General features: G+C 68.7%; 16 protein-coding genes. 13 read left to right on the plus strand and 3 right to left on the minus strand.

Features of this window, described 5'->3' with window-relative positions; genetic code table 11:
• The first annotated feature begins 132 nt into the window (after nucleotides 1-132).
• The 7 genes from ACQG07_RS06455 (at nucleotide 133) to ACQG07_RS06485 (ending at nucleotide 7,288) form a co-directional block, all read left to right on the plus strand.
• Nucleotides 133-1,323, plus strand: coding sequence for a Gfo/Idh/MocA family protein (locus ACQG07_RS06455; protein ID WP_426737786.1), 1,191 nt, complete (start codon nucleotides 133-135; stop codon nucleotides 1,321-1,323).
• A 50-nt stretch (nucleotides 1,324-1,373) separates the two neighbouring features.
• Nucleotides 1,374-2,684 carry an extracellular solute-binding protein gene (locus ACQG07_RS06460; RefSeq protein WP_426737787.1) on the plus strand — a complete coding sequence of 437 codons (1,311 nt, stop codon included), beginning with the start codon at nucleotides 1,374-1,376 and terminating at the stop codon, nucleotides 2,682-2,684.
• Between the two features lie 7 nt (nucleotides 2,685-2,691).
• The gene (locus ACQG07_RS06465; RefSeq protein ID WP_071258845.1) at nucleotides 2,692-3,618 is read left to right on the plus strand and encodes a carbohydrate ABC transporter permease; all 927 of its coding nucleotides are present in this window, start codon (nucleotides 2,692-2,694) and stop codon (nucleotides 3,616-3,618) included.
• Entirely contained in the window at nucleotides 3,618-4,571 is a 954-nt protein-coding gene (locus ACQG07_RS06470; RefSeq protein ID WP_426737788.1) for a carbohydrate ABC transporter permease, read from the plus strand. Before ACQG07_RS06465 ends, ACQG07_RS06470 begins: the two co-directional genes overlap by 1 nt.
• 49 nt (nucleotides 4,572-4,620) lie before the next feature.
• A complete protein-coding gene (locus ACQG07_RS06475; protein ID WP_426737789.1) occupies nucleotides 4,621-5,316 on the plus strand; it encodes a ThuA domain-containing protein in 696 nt (231 codons plus the stop codon).
• An 82-nt stretch (nucleotides 5,317-5,398) separates the two neighbouring features.
• Nucleotides 5,399-6,511 carry a Gfo/Idh/MocA family protein gene (locus tag ACQG07_RS06480; RefSeq protein ID WP_426737790.1) on the plus strand — a complete coding sequence of 371 codons (1,113 nt, stop codon included), beginning with the start codon at nucleotides 5,399-5,401 and terminating at the stop codon, nucleotides 6,509-6,511.
• 138 nt (nucleotides 6,512-6,649) lie between these two features.
• On the plus strand, nucleotides 6,650-7,288 hold the full coding sequence (locus tag ACQG07_RS06485; protein WP_426737791.1) for a hypothetical protein: 639 nt from the start codon (nucleotides 6,650-6,652) through the stop codon (nucleotides 7,286-7,288).
• A gap of 6 nt (nucleotides 7,289-7,294) precedes the next feature.
• Here the strand turns inward: ACQG07_RS06485 and ACQG07_RS06490 are convergent, their stop codons facing one another.
• Entirely contained in the window at nucleotides 7,295-7,798 is a 504-nt protein-coding gene (locus tag ACQG07_RS06490; protein WP_192005782.1) for a metallophosphoesterase family protein, read from the minus strand.
• 217 nt (nucleotides 7,799-8,015) lie between these two features.
• On the opposite strand from ACQG07_RS06490, the gene ACQG07_RS06495 reads away from it, so the two are divergent.
• Nucleotides 8,016-8,627: a hypothetical protein gene (locus tag ACQG07_RS06495; RefSeq protein ID WP_079706772.1), complete on the plus strand. Its 612-nt coding sequence runs from the start codon at nucleotides 8,016-8,018 to the stop codon at nucleotides 8,625-8,627.
• A 137-nt stretch (nucleotides 8,628-8,764) separates the two neighbouring features.
• Here ACQG07_RS06495 and ACQG07_RS06500 read toward each other — a convergent pair whose 3' ends face one another.
• On the minus strand, nucleotides 8,765-9,202 hold the full coding sequence (locus tag ACQG07_RS06500) for a GNAT family N-acetyltransferase (RefSeq protein WP_426737792.1): 438 nt from the start codon (nucleotides 9,200-9,202) through the stop codon (nucleotides 8,765-8,767).
• A 90-nt stretch (nucleotides 9,203-9,292) separates the two neighbouring features.
• Here ACQG07_RS06500 and ACQG07_RS06505 point away from each other — a divergent pair, with 90 nt between their 5' ends.
• Nucleotides 9,293-10,489, plus strand: a complete 1,197-nt coding sequence (locus ACQG07_RS06505) for an ROK family protein (RefSeq protein WP_426737793.1) — start codon at nucleotides 9,293-9,295, stop codon at nucleotides 10,487-10,489.
• Between the two features lie 75 nt (nucleotides 10,490-10,564).
• Here the strand turns inward: ACQG07_RS06505 and ACQG07_RS06510 are convergent, their stop codons facing one another.
• Complete coding sequence (locus ACQG07_RS06510; protein WP_064294998.1) at nucleotides 10,565-11,584, minus strand: LacI family DNA-binding transcriptional regulator; 1,020 nt, start codon at nucleotides 11,582-11,584, stop codon at nucleotides 10,565-10,567.
• A 134-nt stretch (nucleotides 11,585-11,718) separates the two neighbouring features.
• On the opposite strand from ACQG07_RS06510, the gene ACQG07_RS06515 reads away from it, so the two are divergent.
• The 4 genes from ACQG07_RS06515 (at nucleotide 11,719) to mmsA (ending at nucleotide 16,010) form a co-directional block, all read left to right on the plus strand.
• On the plus strand, nucleotides 11,719-12,738 hold the full coding sequence (locus tag ACQG07_RS06515) for a serine hydrolase domain-containing protein (protein WP_426737794.1): 1,020 nt from the start codon (nucleotides 11,719-11,721) through the stop codon (nucleotides 12,736-12,738).
• 265 nt (nucleotides 12,739-13,003) lie between these two features.
• Nucleotides 13,004-13,144 (plus strand): hypothetical protein, encoded by a 141-nt coding sequence (locus ACQG07_RS06520; protein WP_158596666.1) that lies wholly within the window; start codon nucleotides 13,004-13,006, stop codon nucleotides 13,142-13,144.
• A 107-nt stretch (nucleotides 13,145-13,251) separates the two neighbouring features.
• Nucleotides 13,252-14,364: a multiple monosaccharide ABC transporter substrate-binding protein gene (chvE, locus tag ACQG07_RS06525; protein WP_079706775.1), complete on the plus strand. Its 1,113-nt coding sequence runs from the start codon at nucleotides 13,252-13,254 to the stop codon at nucleotides 14,362-14,364.
• 137 nt (nucleotides 14,365-14,501) lie between these two features.
• On the plus strand, nucleotides 14,502-16,010 hold the full coding sequence (mmsA, locus tag ACQG07_RS06530) for a multiple monosaccharide ABC transporter ATP-binding protein (RefSeq protein ID WP_064295024.1): 1,509 nt from the start codon (nucleotides 14,502-14,504) through the stop codon (nucleotides 16,008-16,010).
• Nucleotides 16,011-16,038 lie beyond the last annotated feature (28 nt).

The following is a 16,038-nucleotide window of genomic DNA, read 5'->3' on the forward strand; positions in this document are numbered from 1 at the left end:
GTGCGAAAAGTTTCCAATGCGGGAGAGGGAAGTTGCGGGGAGACAGGCGGCGGGGCTAGCTTCAGGGCACCGCAGCGAAGCGATCCGGAACCCCGGGGCCGCAGCTGCGCGAGCAGCTCGGGAGCGTTGCACATGGCGGGAAGCGGACGGCCGGAACTCCGGGTCGCGATGATCGGATACGGCTTCATGGGAGCCGCACACTCGCAGGCCTGGCGCACCGCAGCGCGCTTCTTCGACCTCGACGCGGAACCGGTCATGGCGACGATCGTCGGCCGCAACGCCGAGGCACTCGAGGCAGCCCGCGTGAAGTTCGGCTGGGAGTCGGCCTCGACGGACTGGCGGAGCGTCATCGCCGACCCGTCCATCGACATCGTCGACGTCTGCACGCCCGGCTCCTCGCACGTCGAGATCGCGATCGCCGCCCTCGAAGCCGGCAAGCACGTCCTCTGCGAGAAGCCGCTCGCCAACAGCGTCGAGGAGGCGGAGCTGATGGTCGCCGCAGCCGAGGCGGCGAGGGCCCGCGGCGTCCGCTCCATGGTCGGCTTCAGCTACCGTCGCGTGCCCGCCATCGGCTACGCCCGCCAGCTCATCTCAGAGGGCGCGCTCGGGGACGTCCGCCAGATCCGCGCGCTCTACCTCCAGGATTGGCTGAGCGACGCCGAGGGTCCGATGACCTGGCGCCTCGACAAGGACCAGGCCGGTTCCGGCTCGCTCGGCGACATCGGCGCGCACGCCATCGACCTCGTGCAGCACCTGACCGGTGCCCGACTCGACACCGTCAGCGGGACGCTCGCCACCTTCGTCACCGAGCGACCGCTCCTCGGCGAGACCGTCGGCCTGAGCGGGACCGCCTCCGATGAGCGCGGCGCGGTCACCGTCGACGACGCCGCCTGGTTCACCGCGAAGCTCACGGGCGGACTCGCGGACGGCGCCATCGGCGCCTTCGAAGCCACCCGCTACGCGACCGGCCGGAAGAACGCGCTCCGCATCGAGCTGAGCGGCTCCCGCGGAGCCATCGCCTTCGACCTCGAGCGGATGAACGAGCTCGAGGTGTACGACGCCACCGCTCCCGCCGGCAAGCAGGGCTTCACGCGCATCGTCATCACCGAGCCGGAGCACCCGTACATGGCCGCCTGGTGGCCGACCGGCCACGGCATCGGCTACGAGCACCCGTTCTCGCACCAGGTGCGGGACCTCGTCCAGGCCATCATCGGCGGCACCGATCCCGAACCGTCCTTCGCCGAAGGCCTGCAGGTCCAGCGGGTCCTGCGCGCCGTCGAGTCGAGCGCCGCGAACGGCAGCGCCTGGACGCCCACCGACTGACCCGACCACATCGCACCATCAGCAGCAGCACCCACCAAGGAGAGAACGCAATGACGCTTCGTACTTCATCCCGCCGTCGGACCCGACTGGCCGCAGTCGCCCTCGGCGTCTCGGCCCTCATGCTCGGCGCGACCGCCTGCTCCAGCGGCGGTGGCGCCCCGAGTGGCAGCGCCACCCTCTGGGGCCTCACCGGCACCGACGAGGACACCGTCCTCGGCCCGTCGCTCAAGGAGTGGAACGGCGCCAACGCCGACGGCCAGATCGCCGCGACCTACTTCCAGAACGACGCTTACAAGACCAAGATCCGCACGGCCGTCGGCGCGGGCAGCGCCCCGACCATCATCTACAGCTGGGCGGGCGGGACCCTGAACTCCTACGTGGACGCCGGCAAGGTCGCCGACATCACCTCGGAGACCGCGGACGCCAAGGGCAAATTCCTCGAGTCCGTCTGGAACCAGGGCGTCATCGACGACAAGGTCTACGCGGTGCCGATGAACGCCACCACGCCGATCATGTTCTATTACAACAAGGACGTCCTGAAGGCCGCCGGCGTCGAGGTCCCGACGAACTTCGACGAGATCATCGACGCCATCCCCAAGCTCAAGGCCGCAGGCGTGGCCCCGTTCTCGCTCGCCGGTGCGTCCAAGTGGCCGTCGCTCATGTGGGAGGAGTACCTCGTCGACCGCGTCGCCGGCCCCGAGGCCTTCAACAAGATCATGGCCGGTGAAGCCGACGCGTGGAGCGACCCCGGCATCATCGAGGCGAACGAGAAGATCCAGGAGCTCGTGAAGGCCGGCGCGTTCGTCGACGGCTACGCCTCGGTCACCGCCGACAGCAACGCCGACGTCGCCCTGCTCTACACGGGCAAGGCCGCGATGATGCTCCAGGGCGCCTGGGTCATGACGACCTTCAAGCAGCAGGCGGCCGAGTTCGCCGAGAAGGGGCTCGGCTACACGACCTTCCCCGCCGTCACCGGTGGCAAGGGCGACCCGTCGAACATCGTCGGCAACCCGTCCGGGTACTTCTCCATCTCCGCCTCGGCGACGAAGGAGCAGAAGGCCAGCGCGCTGAAGTACCTCACTGAGGGCGTCTTCGACAAGGGCTACATCGACCGCATGGTCGAGGCCGGTCAGGTGCCGCCGATCACGGGTATCGACGACCAGATCGCGGACGCCGGCGGCGACTTCGGCACGACCGTCTACGACCTGACGAAGAACGCCAAGAACTTCCAGATGTCGTGGGACCAGGCGCTCCCGCCCGCACAGGCCACCGCGCTGCTGACGAACCTCGACCAGCTGTTCAACCTGCAGATCACCCCGCAGGAGTTCTCCGACAACATGAACAAGACGATCGGACAGTGATCTCCCGATGACCGTCACCCGTCCATTGAACGGGGCCCGAGGGGCCGGTGCGGCAGCGATGCGCCGCCGCACCGGCCCCAGCGGCTGGATGGTCGCGCCGGCGCTGGGCTTCTTCCTCGTCTTCGCGATCATCCCGCTCATCGTCGCCCTGTACCTGAGCTTCACCCGCTGGGACGCGATCACCGACCCCGCGTGGGTCGGCCTCGACAACTGGGCCTCGGTCCTCGTCGACCCGGTCGCGATCGACGCCCTCGTCCTGACCCTCAAGGTCATCGTGATCTCCTGGATCGTCCAGACCCCGATCAGCCTGCTGCTCGGGACCTGGACCGCCGGTAAGCAGCGCAACCGGGCCGTCCTCGGCGCGATCTTCTTCCTGCCGCTCCTGCTGTCGTCGGCGGCAACCGCCATCGCGTTCAAGGCGATCCTCGACCCGAACTTCGGTCTGTCGGCGTCGCTCGGCATCCCGTTCCTCAAGCAGGACTGGCTCGGCAACCAGCAGCTCGTGCTCTTCGTCGTGATCTTCATCATCGCGTGGCAGTTCGTGCCCTTCCACACGCTCCTGTTCCAGGGTGGCGTGCGGCAGATCCCGGCGTCCCTCTACGAGGCGGCCGAGATCGACGGGGCCGGGACGGTCAAGCAGTTCTTCCACATCACGCTCCCGCAGCTGCGGTACACGCTCGTGACGTCGTCCACGCTCATGATCATCGGTTCGCTCACCTACTTCGACGTGATCTTCGTGCTCACCGGCGGTGTTCCGAGCGCCGGCACCCGCATCCTCCCGATCCTCATGTACGTGACGGGCTTCTCCGCGAGCCAGTTCGGGCAGGCGAGCGTCATGGCGATCATCCTGGCCGTCATCGGTCTCGCCATCGCCCTGCTGCTCACCAAGCTGAGCGGCTTCGCCAAGATGGACAGTCAGCAGGAGGGCCTCTGATGTCAGCGACGAACCCACTCACGAAGCCCGGCGCGCTCCCGACGGGAAGCCTCGACACGGTCAGCGTCTCGACCGCCGGGTCGAAGCGCGGACGCCCCGGCGAGCACGAGACGCGAGGCAGGCGCCCCCGCGGTGCCCGCCGCAAGCCGAACATCCTCGGCGGGATCGGCGCCTGGATCTGGCTGCTCATCATCGTGCTGCCGATCTACTACATCGTCATCACGAGCGTGCGCCCGCAGGCCGGGTTCTTCTCGAGCAACCAGCTCATCCCGCCCACCGACCCGACCCTCGACGGCTACGCCCTCGTCCTGCAGAGCGACTTCTTCCTGTATCTCGGCAACAGCGTCATCATCACCGTCGCGAGCGTCGCCGTCACCGTGTTCGTCTGCCTCATGGCGTCGTACGCGATCGTGCGCACCAACTCCCGGTTCACGCGGGGAGCGTTCTCGTTCTTCCTACTCGGCCTCGCGATCCCGCTGCAGGCGACGATCATCCCGCTGTTCTACATGCTCAGCAAGGCGGGACTCTACGACACCCTCCTGGCGCTGATCCTGCCGTCCATCGGCTTCGCGGTGCCCGTCACCGTGCTCATCCTGTCGAACTTCATCCGCGACATCCCCAAGGAGCTGTTCGAGTCGATGACCGTCGACGGGGCGTCGAGCTGGCGGACCCTCGTCTCGCTCGTCCTCCCGCTCGCCCGGCCGGCGATCGTCACCGTCGCGCTCTACAACGCGCTCAACGTGTGGAACGGATTCCTGTTCCCACTCGTGCTCACGCAGTCGCCGAGCAACCGGGTGCTGCCGTTGTCGCTGTGGACGTTCCAAGGCTCGTTCAGCGTGAACGTGCCGGCCGTGCTCGCCGCCGTGGTGCTGTCGACCCTGCCGATCTTCATCCTGTATTTGTTCGGCCGACGCCAGTTGATCAGTGGCATGACCGCCGGCTTCAGCAAGTAGTGCTGATCGCGAGCCGACCAATGACCGAACCATCCCCTGAGAGGAACACATGACTGACAAGCAGGCGCTCGTGGTGCGAGGCGGCTGGGACGGACACATGCCCGTCGAGACGACCGCGGCCTTCATCCCCTTCCTGGAGGCGAACGGGTTCACCGTCCGCGTCGAGGACGGGACCACCGTCTACACCGACGCCGACTACCTCGACACGGTCGACCTCATCGTGCAGATCAACACGATGAACACGATCGAGGCCGAGGAGTTCGCCGGCCTCCAGCGCGCCGTGCTCAACGGCACGGGCATGGCCGGTTGGCACGGCGGGATCGCGGACTCCTACCGCAACAACGCCGACTACCTCCACATGATCGGCGGCCAGTTCGCGCACCACGCCGGCAAGGACCCGGCCGAGCGCACGGGGGAGCAGTCCGACAACTACATCCCGTACACCGTCCACATCACCGAGTACGGCCGGTCGCACCCCATCACCGAGGGCATCGAGGACTTCGACCTCGTCACCGAGCAGTACTGGGTGCTGAGCGACGAGTACAACGACGTCCTCGCGACGACGACGCAGGAGGTGCGGCCCTGGGACGCATGGAACCGTCCCGTCACGGCGCCCGCCATCTGGACGCGGCAGTGGGGGAAGGGTCGGATCTTCGTGTCCGCTCCCGGCCACCGCATCGAGATCGTCGAGGACCCGAACGTCCGCACCATCATCGAAAGGGGCCTGCTGTGGGCAGCACGCTGAACGGGATCGTCGAAGACCGGTGCCAGAACGCCGGCCGCGCCATGATCGAAAGGGGCCTGCTGTGGGCAGCACGCTGAACGGAGTGTCCGAGACCGCCGGGGGATCCGTCCTCCGGGTCGGCGTCATCGGCGTCGGCAACATCTCGAAGCAGTACTTCGCCGAGTTCCCGAAGCTGCCGAACCTCGAGCTCGTCGTCGTCGCGGACCTCGACCTCGCCCGCGCCGCTGAGGTCGCCGCCGAACAGGGCGTGCGGTCGTCGAGCGTCGACGAGCTGCTCGCCGACCCCGAGGTCGACGTCGTCCTGAACCTGACCATCCCGGCCGCGCACGCCGAGGTCGCGCTCCGAGCCCTCGAGGCCGGCAAGCACGTCTACGGGGAGAAGCCGCTCGCGCTGTCGACCGCCGAGGCGCGACCGGTGCTCGAGCTCGCGGCGGCGAAGGGCCTCCGCGTCGGCAGCGCGCCGGACACCGTCCTCGGGTCGGGCGTCCAGACGGCGCTCGCCGTGCTCGACAGCGGTGCCATCGGTCGGCCGATCGCCGCGGCGGTCGCCTGGAGCGCCCCGGGACACGAGCTGTGGCACCCGGCCCCCGCGTTCTACTACCAGCCGGGTGGCGGGCCGCTCCTCGACATGGGGCCGTACTACCTGACGAGCCTCGTGTCGTTCTTCGGGCCCGTCGTGCGGGTGTCGGGGGCGGTCGCGCGGTCGGATCGTGAGCGGTCGGTCGCGACCGGAGCGCTGGCCGGGACGCCGATCCCGGTGCACGAGGAGGTCGACACGCACGTCACCGCGATCCTCGAGCACGCGAACGGGGTGGTCTCGACCGTGACGGTCTCGTTCGAGGTGTGGGCGAGCCGCGTGCCGCTCTTCGAGGTCTACGGGACGGGCGGGACGGTCGCCGTGCCCGACCCGAACCGGTTCTCGGACCCGGTGGAGATCGCGACGGCCGACGACCGCACCTGGCGTGCCGTCCCCGACAGCGCCGGCTTCGTCGACGCCGGCCGCGGCGTGGGCCTGTCCGACCTGGCCGAGGCGATCGAGCAGGACCGACCGCATCGGGCCTCGGGCGACCTCGCGTTCCACGTGTTGGAGATCATGGAGGCGATCATCGTCGCCGGTCGTGAGCACCGCGTCGTGGAACTGACCAGTACCGTCCCCCGCCCGGCACCGGTGCTGCAGCCCGCGACCGTCGCCTGAGTTCCTCCCCTGCCCGCGAACTGTCACTCGGCGCTGGTCCGGGCGGCTGGAACTGTGCCGAAGTGACAGTTCGCGGGCAAGGGTGGGACCGGTCGGTGTGCGAGGATGGCCTGATCCGAGGACACATTTGGGGGAATGATGTCGTTCACACGAGCACACCGACGTCCGGTCGTCACCGCCCTGGCGATCGCAGGAGCACTGGCGTTGGCCGGATGCTCGGGCGGCGCGGGAGCATCGACGCCCGCACCGACCGAGACCGTGACCACGACGGCCACGCCGACACCGTCGCCGACGCCCACCGGTCCCGACCTCGCCGATCCCGCGTCCTGGATCGTGTCGTTCACCGGGGTCGGCCCCATCGAGGTCGGTGCGCCGATCGAGGGCACGGCGTCGTTCATGACCGCCTTCACCGTCGCGACGCAGGAGGCGTGCCCGTGGGTGACCGCCTACGCCGCCGACGGGCTGCCCTCCGTCTGGCTCCCCGATCCGCAGAGCACCGGCGTCGTCAACCAGATCGTCCTGCAGGCGTGGGGCGGGCCGGCGTCTGCGGCGGTCGCCTCCTCGCCGACGACCGCTGAGGGCGTCGGCGTCGGGTCCACCCTCGAGGAACTCCGGGCCGCCTACCCGGCGCTCACCGAGCAGCAGGGCAAGTACGCCGTCTTCTACGCCGTCACCGACGACGCCGGACACTGGATCAACTTCTCCGTGACCGACGACCTCGTCGACGGCATCGTCGTCCGCGACGAAGCCAAGATCGACAGCGAGTACTGCGGCTGATCCGCCTCAGCGGGCGACCGGGACGACCCGGACGTCCCTGAGCGCGCCGTCTTCAACCCGAGCGGTCATCATCGTGCACTCCGGTTGACGACGGCGGTCCGTCGGCGACCCGGGGTTGAGCAGACGCAGACCGGCGGGGGAGACCGAGTCCCACGGGATGTGGCTGTGCCCGAAGACCAGGACGTCGGTGTCGGGGAAGGCCTCGTCGGCACGTCGCTCGCGCCCGGTCGCCGCCCCCGTCTCGTGGACGACGGCGAACCGCAGCCCGTCGAGCTCGAAGCGCGCGACCTCGGGAAGACGCGCGCGGAGGCCGGGGCCGTCGTTGTTGCCGAAGACGCCGACGAGGCGGGCGGCGCGCGCATCGAGGGCGTCGAGGGTCGCCTCGTCGACCCAGTCACCCGCGTGGACGACGACGTCCGCTGCGTCGACGGCGGCCCAGACCGCGTCCGGCAGGACCTTCGCCCGCTTCGGCAGGTGGGTGTCGGCGAGGAGGAGCAGCGAGGTCGGCATGTTCCCACGGAAGCGGATCGCGCCGACGCCGTCAACCGGCTGGTGCTCCCGCGCCCGTCGACCCGCTCGGGACCGGCGCTTGTCGAGCGGCGCCTTTCGACAGGCTCAGGGACCGGACCGGACCGGACCGGGCCCAGGGACAGGACCAGGCTCGGGGAGCGGGCCGCGGACCGCCGTTCACGGACACTCCCGCAGAGTGGGCGACTAGGGTGATCCCATGCCCGCAACCGACCTTCGTTTCTCCGGGAGGATCGCCGGCTACGGCACCACGGGCGGCGTCCGCATCGTTCTCGGGCTCTGGTCGACGTCCCCGTTCGGCTCCTTCGCCGACGCGATGATCGAGGACTCCCGCGGCAAACGCTTGCTGCTCGCGCCGACGCAGGAGATCGCCGACTTCATCTCCACCACGTACACCTTCGACGACGTCGAGATCGGCACCGTCGGCTGGACGCGCCTGCCGACGGGGCTCCGCTTCGTGGGCGGTCCGCTCGACACGACCCTCCGCATCGGTGGGAGCTCGCCGCTCGGTCGTGCGCTCCGGGTCGTCCCCAAACCCGTGGCCGTGAACCCCGTCTGGCTGCAGACCATCGACCCCCTCGCCCGCGTGCTCCAACCCGGCGCCCGGACGGCGGGCTCCGCCGGCAACGGTCGACGCGAGTACTACGGCGTGACCGGCGCTCGCCGCATCACCGCCGCCACCGCGAGCTGGTCCGGTGCGGACCTCGGCACCCTCGCCCGACTCGACCCGCCCGTACGCTTCGGCTTCGGCTCCGCTCCGGCCGACCCGCACCTCGTCGACATCGTCACCACGGTCCGCCAGCCGGCGTGAGCGGCTCCGGGGTCGCGCGGCTCACCCGCTAGCCGGTGCCGGCGTCGTGGCAGGAGGAGATCCGCTCGGTGGCAGGACGTTCCTCAACCGGACGTCCTGCTGCCGTGCCGATCTCCTGCTGCCGTGCCGCTGGGTGTTCAGTCTCGGCGGACCATCCAGACGTCGACCTCGTCTTCGCGTTCGAGCGTGAAGCCGTGGCGCTCGTAGAGGCGGCGGGCCGGGCTGCCCTGCAGCACGTTGAGACGGAACGGGCGCGGATCGCCGTCATCGGACAGGAGCTGCGAGAGCACCGCGGTGCCGAGGCCAGCGCCCTGGTGCTCGGGCGCCAGATAGAAGTGCTCCACCCACCGCTCGCCGGCTTCCGGACGGAGGGCGACCAGCCCGGCCGTGACGCCGTCGACCTCGATCACCGAGGTGTGCTCCGGGCGATATCCGTCGAGGAAGCGCTGGCGCACGCGGGTCTCGTCGTAGCGACCGAGGCGCTCGAGGTCGGGCCGCATGACGACGGCGCGCAGCTCGGCCATCCAGGTCGAGTCGTCGATGGTGGCGGGGCGGAGTGTCCAGGCGGCGGGCATCCGTCCAGTCAACCATCCACGGCTGACGGCGGGTGAACCTGCGCGTGCCCGGATAGGGAACACTGGAGGGATCGAGCAGAGGGTGTGCGTGTGAGCGAGTCGACAGCGGTCGGGGCGGGTCCGGCGGGCGGATCCGGCATGGGGAGCGGACTCGACTCGGTGCGCCGTCGCAACCTCGGGCGGATCGTCGAGCTCGTGCACCAGGGCGGGGTGCAGTCGCGGTCGGCGCTCACGAGGACGACCGGCCTCAACCGGTCCACGGTCGCCGCGCTCGTCACGGAACTCGCCTCGATCGGCATCGTCACGGAGTCGGTCCCGGTCGGCGGACAGGGTGTCGGCCGGCCGTCGCCACTCGTTTCAGCCGGCCCGCGAGCCGTCGCCTTCGCGGCGAACCCGGAACTCGACGCGATCACGGTGGCGGCCGTGCGACTCGGCGGCGAGGTCCTCGAGCGCGTGCGTCGCGAGGTCGACACGACACCGACGGCGGCCGAGGCGACGGCGATCATCGCGGAGTTGGTCGAGGAACTCGCCGATCGACTGCCCGACGAAGCGCGCGGTGGCGGCGGGATCGGGCTCGCGATCCCCGGTCTCGTCCGGGACGCCGACGGGGTCGTCCGGCTCGCACCGCACCTCGGGTGGGTCGACGAGCCCTTGGTCGAACGGCTGCGTGCCGCGACCGGTCGTGCGGTGTTCGCTGCCAACGACGCGAGTCTCGGCGCTCGGGCGGAGCGGACCTTCGGGGCGGGCCGCGGCATCGACGACCTCGTCTACCTGAACGGTGGCGCGAGCGGTATCGGTGGTGGCATCATCGCCGGTGGTCGACCCGTCGGTGGTGCGCGCGGGTACGCGGGGGAGTTCGGTCACACCTCGGCGACGGCCGCCGGCAACGCACTCGAAGACGCCGTCCGACGCAGTGAGCTGCTCCATGTCGCCGGCCTCGCCGCCGGGGATGACGCGGTCCTCGAAGCGGCGCTCGCCGAGGGCATCGCGGCCGATCCGGTTGGGGCGATGCGGGAGGAGGTCGTCCGGCAGGCCAGGACGCTCGGACGGGCGCTCGCCGGGACGGTGAACATCCTCGACCCCGAACTCGTCGTCCTCGGTGGGCATCTCGGGATCGTGCTCGAACTGGCATCGGAGGAGTTGCACGACGCGGTCCGTGAGCGGGCGCTCGTCCCGCCGTTCGAGGACGTCGCGATCGTGCGTGCGGCGCTCGGCCAGGACCTCCTGCTCATCGGTGCCGCGGAACTCGCCTTCGATCGACTCATCGCGGACCCCGCCGCCTGGTGATCGTCGCCCTGGGTGCTGTCGGCCTGGTCGTCAGCGCACCGCGCTGGCGCCACCACCACACACGACCACGAGGGGTCAGAAGGCCGGGCGACCCGTCGACTTCCGCACGATCAGTTCCGGCTCGATCGTTCCGCGGTACCCGACGGCGTCGACCTCGAGGTTGCCGAGCAATCGCGCGACACAACGACGCCCCAGCTCGTCGAAGTCCTGCCGCACCGTCGTGAGCGGCGGCCAGAAGTGCGGTGCCTCCGGGATGTCGTCGAACCCCACGATCGACACGTCCCGGGGCACGTCGTACCCCTCGTCGCGGATCGCGTGGATGAGGCCGAGCGCCATCTGGTCGTTCGACGAGAAGATCGCCGTGAAGTCGCGCACCCGCATGAGTTCGATCCCGGCGCGATACCCGAAGTCGGCGGTCCAGTCACCGAGGATCGGCGCGGTCGTCGGCACGTCCTGCGCACTCATCTCGGCGAGGAACCCGTGCATGCGCGCCTCCGCCTCGATCCAGTCCTGCGGGCCGGCGAGGTGGTAGATGTTCCGATGCCCGAGCTCGATGAGGTGCCGCGTCGCCAAGCGGCCACCGGCGACCTGGTCGACGCCGATCGAATGGTCGTCGAGGTCGCCGCCGGACTGCACCGCGATGAACGGCACCCGCACCTGCAGCTCCTCGATCGCCCGGAACACCCGGACCTGCGGCGCGATGACCACGATGCCGTCCACCGACTGCGCGAGCAGATGCTCGACGGCGGCGACGATCGACGCGTCGGAGACGTCGGGCAGGTTCGCCGTGCTCACGAGGTACCCCGCGTCCTTGCTCGCGTTCTCGATCGCCTGGATCATGCTCGCCGGACCGTACTGCGACCGCTGGCTCGCGAGCACCCCGATGGTCCGTGACCGACTCGTCACGAGCGCCCTGGCCGCACGGTTCGGACGGTAGTTGACCTCGTCCATGACGGCGAGGACCCGGTCGCGGGTGGAGTCGCGGATGCTCGGGTGGTTGTTGAGCACCCGCGAGACCGTCTGGTGCGACACCCCGGCCAGGCGCGCGACATCACGGATATTGGGGGCTCGCCCCCGTTCGGCGTCGTCGCTCACGGATTCCTCGGACCTCGATGTGCACGGTCACATTTCGTGCTGCACCCATTATGCACACGCCTCAGGCCCCCGACGGATCGGGTCCCCCAGGGTGCGTGGAGCCACAGAGGGGTCCGCGACGGTACCGTTGGGGGATGGATACCGAAAGCGTCGCCCGCGTCATCGAAGCCACCGACTTCTCGGGCGTCGTGCTCGTCAAGCGCGGTGACGAGACGCTCTTCGAGGCTGCCCGAGGCCTCGCCTCGAGGGAGCGCGACGAGCCGATCACGCTCGACACCCGCTTCGACACGGCGTCCATCACGAAGCTCTTCACCGCCGCCGCCGTGCTCCAGCAGGTCGACGCCGGACACATCGACCTCGACGAGTCGATCCACGAGTACGTCGACCTCGACGGCACCACCATCCGTCGCGACGTCCAGCTGCTCCACCTGCTCACCCACACCTCCGGCATCGCCGACGACGCCGACGAGACCGCCGGCGAGAGCTACGACGACCTCTGGGCCGAGCGCCCGGCCTCGTCGATCCGCGAGACCGCCGACCTCCTGCCGCTCTTCGCCGACAAGGAGCCGCTCGCGGCCCCCGGCGAAGAGGCGAACTACGTCAACGCCGGCTACGTGCTGCTCGGGCTCGCGCTCGAGGGCGTGACGGGGCTGCCCTACCGCCAGCTCATCGAGCAGCAGGTCTTCGCGCTCCTCGGCATGGACCACTCGGGCTTCGTCGACCGCCGGACGGGCGAGCCCGGCCTGGCCGAGGGCGGCGACATCGACGACGAGGGCGTCTGGCACTCGAACGCCGACGCCTTCCCGCCACTCGGTGGCCCGGACGCCGGTGCGCAGTCCACCGCGGCCGACCTCATCACCTTCCTGCGCGCGGCCCGCGACGCGAAGATCCTCACCGCCGAACTGACCGAGGAGTTCACCTCCCCGCAGATCGAGGTCGACGAGGAGATCTCCTACGGCTTCGGCTTCGAGTTCGACGTCGACGAGGACGGCCAGGTGCGATCGATGTACCTCGACGGTGTCAACCCCGGCGCGAGCGGCATCGTGCGCACCTACTTCGGTCCGACCGCCGCCGACGCCATCGACGTCGTCGTGCTGTCGAACTCCGAGGACGGCGCGTGGGACGTCATCCGCGCGATCGACGCCGAACTCTAGGCCCCTACTGGGATCGCCGGGGCACATCCCCGGGTTCCGGCCACGCCGATCGGGGCGTACCTGCGCCCCCGGCACGTGCCCGCACAGGCTCACTGAGAGCGCGACCATGCCCCGACAGTCGCCGGTTATGAAAATGAGACCCATCCCGACTTGACATCAGGTGGAGGTCTGGGGCTATCGTGTGACACACAATGTGAACGGTCACATTCGGAGTGACGAGGAAGTCGACGTGGGAACGAAGCGCAATGGAGCGAGCAGGTCGGCGATGAGCCGCCTCCCGATCCACGGCACCGATCGATCCGACCACAGCTCCCTCTCGGCCCGGCTCTCCGCCGGCCACCTCTCCCTGCACCCTCGCCGACACCACGACGAGGCGTCCGCACCCGCACCCGCGAACGCCACGTAGCCGACGAGCGGCCTCGATGAGCTGGACACATCGAAGCCGACAGACCTGCGCATGACAATGACGTCCAAGCAACTCCCTAGGGAAGGAACCACACAGTGAAGAAGAGAATGCTCCTCGCCACGCTGGCCGCAGGCACGATGGTCGTGTCGCTCGCCGGCTGCTCCGGCGGCGCAAGCGGCGGATCGGGCGGCGGCGAAGGCGACGGCAAGCTCGTCGGCGTCGCGATGCCCACCAAGAGCTCCGAGCGCTGGATCCAGGACGGCAACGCCGTCAAGGAGCAGCTGGAGAAGGAGGGCTTCAAGGTCGACCTGCAGTACGCCGAGGACGACATCCCGACCCAGGTCTCGCAGATCGAGAACATGATCACCAAGGGCGCCTCCGTCCTGATCATCGCCTCGATCGACGGCACCACGCTCACGAGCGTGCTGCAGGAGGCCAAGGACGGCGACATCCCCGTCATCGCCTACGACCGCCTGATCCGCGACAGCGAGAACGTCGACTACTACGCGTCGTTCGACAACTACAAGGTCGGCGTGCAGCAGGCCAACTCGGTCCTCAACGGCCTCGGCCTCGTCGACCTCGAGGGCAAGCCCACCGAGGGCGCACCCGCCGGTCCGTTCAACATCGAGATGTTCGCCGGCTCGCCCGACGACAACAACGCCACGTTCTTCTGGGACGGCGCTCAGGACACCCTGAAGCCGTTCATCGACGCGGGCACCCTCAAGGTCGCCAGCGGCCAGACCTCCTTCGAGCAGGCTGCAACGCTCCGTTGGGACGGTGAGACCGCGCAGAAGCGTATGGAGAACATCCTCACGTCGACCTACTCCGACGGCAGCAAGGTCAACGCGGTCCTGTCGCCCTACGACGGCATCTCGCGAGGCATCATCTCGGCGCTGACCGACGCCGGCTACTCGGTGGGCGACGGCTGGCCCGTCATCTCCGGCCAGGACGCCGAGCTCGACTCGGTCAAGGCCATCGAGTCCGGCGAGCAGTACGCGACCATCTTCAAGGACACCCGCCAGCTGGCGAGCGAAGCCGTCAAGATGGCCGTCGCCGTGCTGAACGGTGAGAAGCCCGAGGTCAACAACACCGAGGACTACGACAACGGCAAGAAGGTCGTCCCGTCCTTCCTCCTCGAGTCGCAGATCGTCGTCAAGGACAACATCCAGGAGGTCCTCGTGGACTCCGGTTACTGGACCGAAGACGAGATCAAGGGCTAGTCAGTCCTGCAACACCCCTTTCGACAGGCTCAGGGAACGGAATCACTTCCGATCCCTGAGCCTGTCGGAGGGCCCGGTTCAACGACGATCACCTGTAAGGAGACACGGTGTCAGGCGAGACCACGAGCATCCTCGAGATGCGCAACATCATCAAGACCTTCCCCGGCGTCAAGGCCCTCTCGAACGTCACGCTCGATGTGCAGCGCGGTACCGTGCACGCCATCTGCGGTGAGAACGGCGCCGGCAAGTCGACGCTCATGAAGGTGTTGTCCGGCGTCTACCCGTTCGGCACCTACGAGGGCGACATCGTCTTCGAGGGCGAGACGATGGAGTTCAAGGACATCCGCGACTCGGAGTCCAAGGGCATCGTCATCATCCACCAGGAGCTGGCCCTCAGCCCCTACCTCTCCATCGCGGAGAACATCTTCCTCAACAACGAGCTGAAGGGGCCGCTCGGCCTCATCGACTGGAACCGCACCAACCAGGAGGCGGCAGCACTGCTCGCCCGGGTCGGCCTGCGGGAGAACCCGACGACCAAGATCCTCGAGATCGGCGTCGGCAAGCAGCAGCTCGTCGAGATCGCGAAGGCCCTGTCGAAGCGCGTGAAGCTCCTCATCCTCGACGAGCCGACCGCCGCACTGAACGACGAGGACTCCGACCACCTGCTCGACCTGATCCTGCACCTCAAGGAGCAGGGCATCACGTCGATCATCATCAGCCACAAGCTCAACGAGATCAAGAAGGTCGCCGACACCGTCACGGTCATCCGCGACGGCAAGACCATCGAGACGATCGTGAAGAACGACGTCACCGAAGAGCGCATCATCAAGGACATGGTCGGCCGCGACCTCGAGCACCGCTACCCGGACCACACGCCGAACATCGGCGAGGAGATCCTGCGCGTCGAGGACTGGACCGCCCACCACCCGCAGGACCCGACCCGCGTGATGGTGGACGCCGTCAACCTCAACGTCCGCGCCGGTGAGATCGTCGGCATCGCCGGCCTCATGGGCGCCGGGCGCACCGAGTTCGCGATGAGCCTGTTCGGTCAGTCGTACGGTAGCCGCATCAGCGGCAAGGTCTTCAAGAACGGCACCGAGATCCGCACCCGCACGGTGTCGGAGGCGATCGACAACGGCCTCGCGTACGCCACGGAGGACCGCAAGTACTACGGCCTCAACCTCATCGAGGACATCAAGCGGAACATCTCGATGGCCTCGCTGAAGAAGCTCGAACGCGGCGGACTCGTCAACGACAACGAGGAGTACAAGGTCGCCGAGGAGTACCGGAAGAGCATGAACATCAAGGCTCCGAACGTGCTCGCGAAGACCGGGAAGCTCTCGGGCGGCAACCAGCAGAAGGTCGTCCTCTCGAAGTGGATCTACTCCGACCCCGACGTCCTCATCCTCGATGAGCCCACTCGTGGCATCGACGTCGGTGCGAAGTACGAGATCTACACGATCATCAACCGCCTCGCCGCCGAGGGGAAGGGCGTCATCGTCATCTCCTCCGAGCTCCCCGAGCTCATCGGCATCTGCGACCGCATCTACGCCCTCAGCGAGGGCCGCATCACCGGCGAACTGCCGATCGAGGAAGCGAACCCCGAAGCGCTCCTCAAACTCATGACCATGGAGAAGCCCCGCTGACGCGGGCGCGGACGGATCGAAGGAGAAC

It is taken from the genome of Plantibacter sp. 2H11-2, assembly GCF_050031945.1.
GTDB lineage: Bacteria > Actinomycetota > Actinomycetes > Actinomycetales > Microbacteriaceae > Plantibacter > Plantibacter auratus.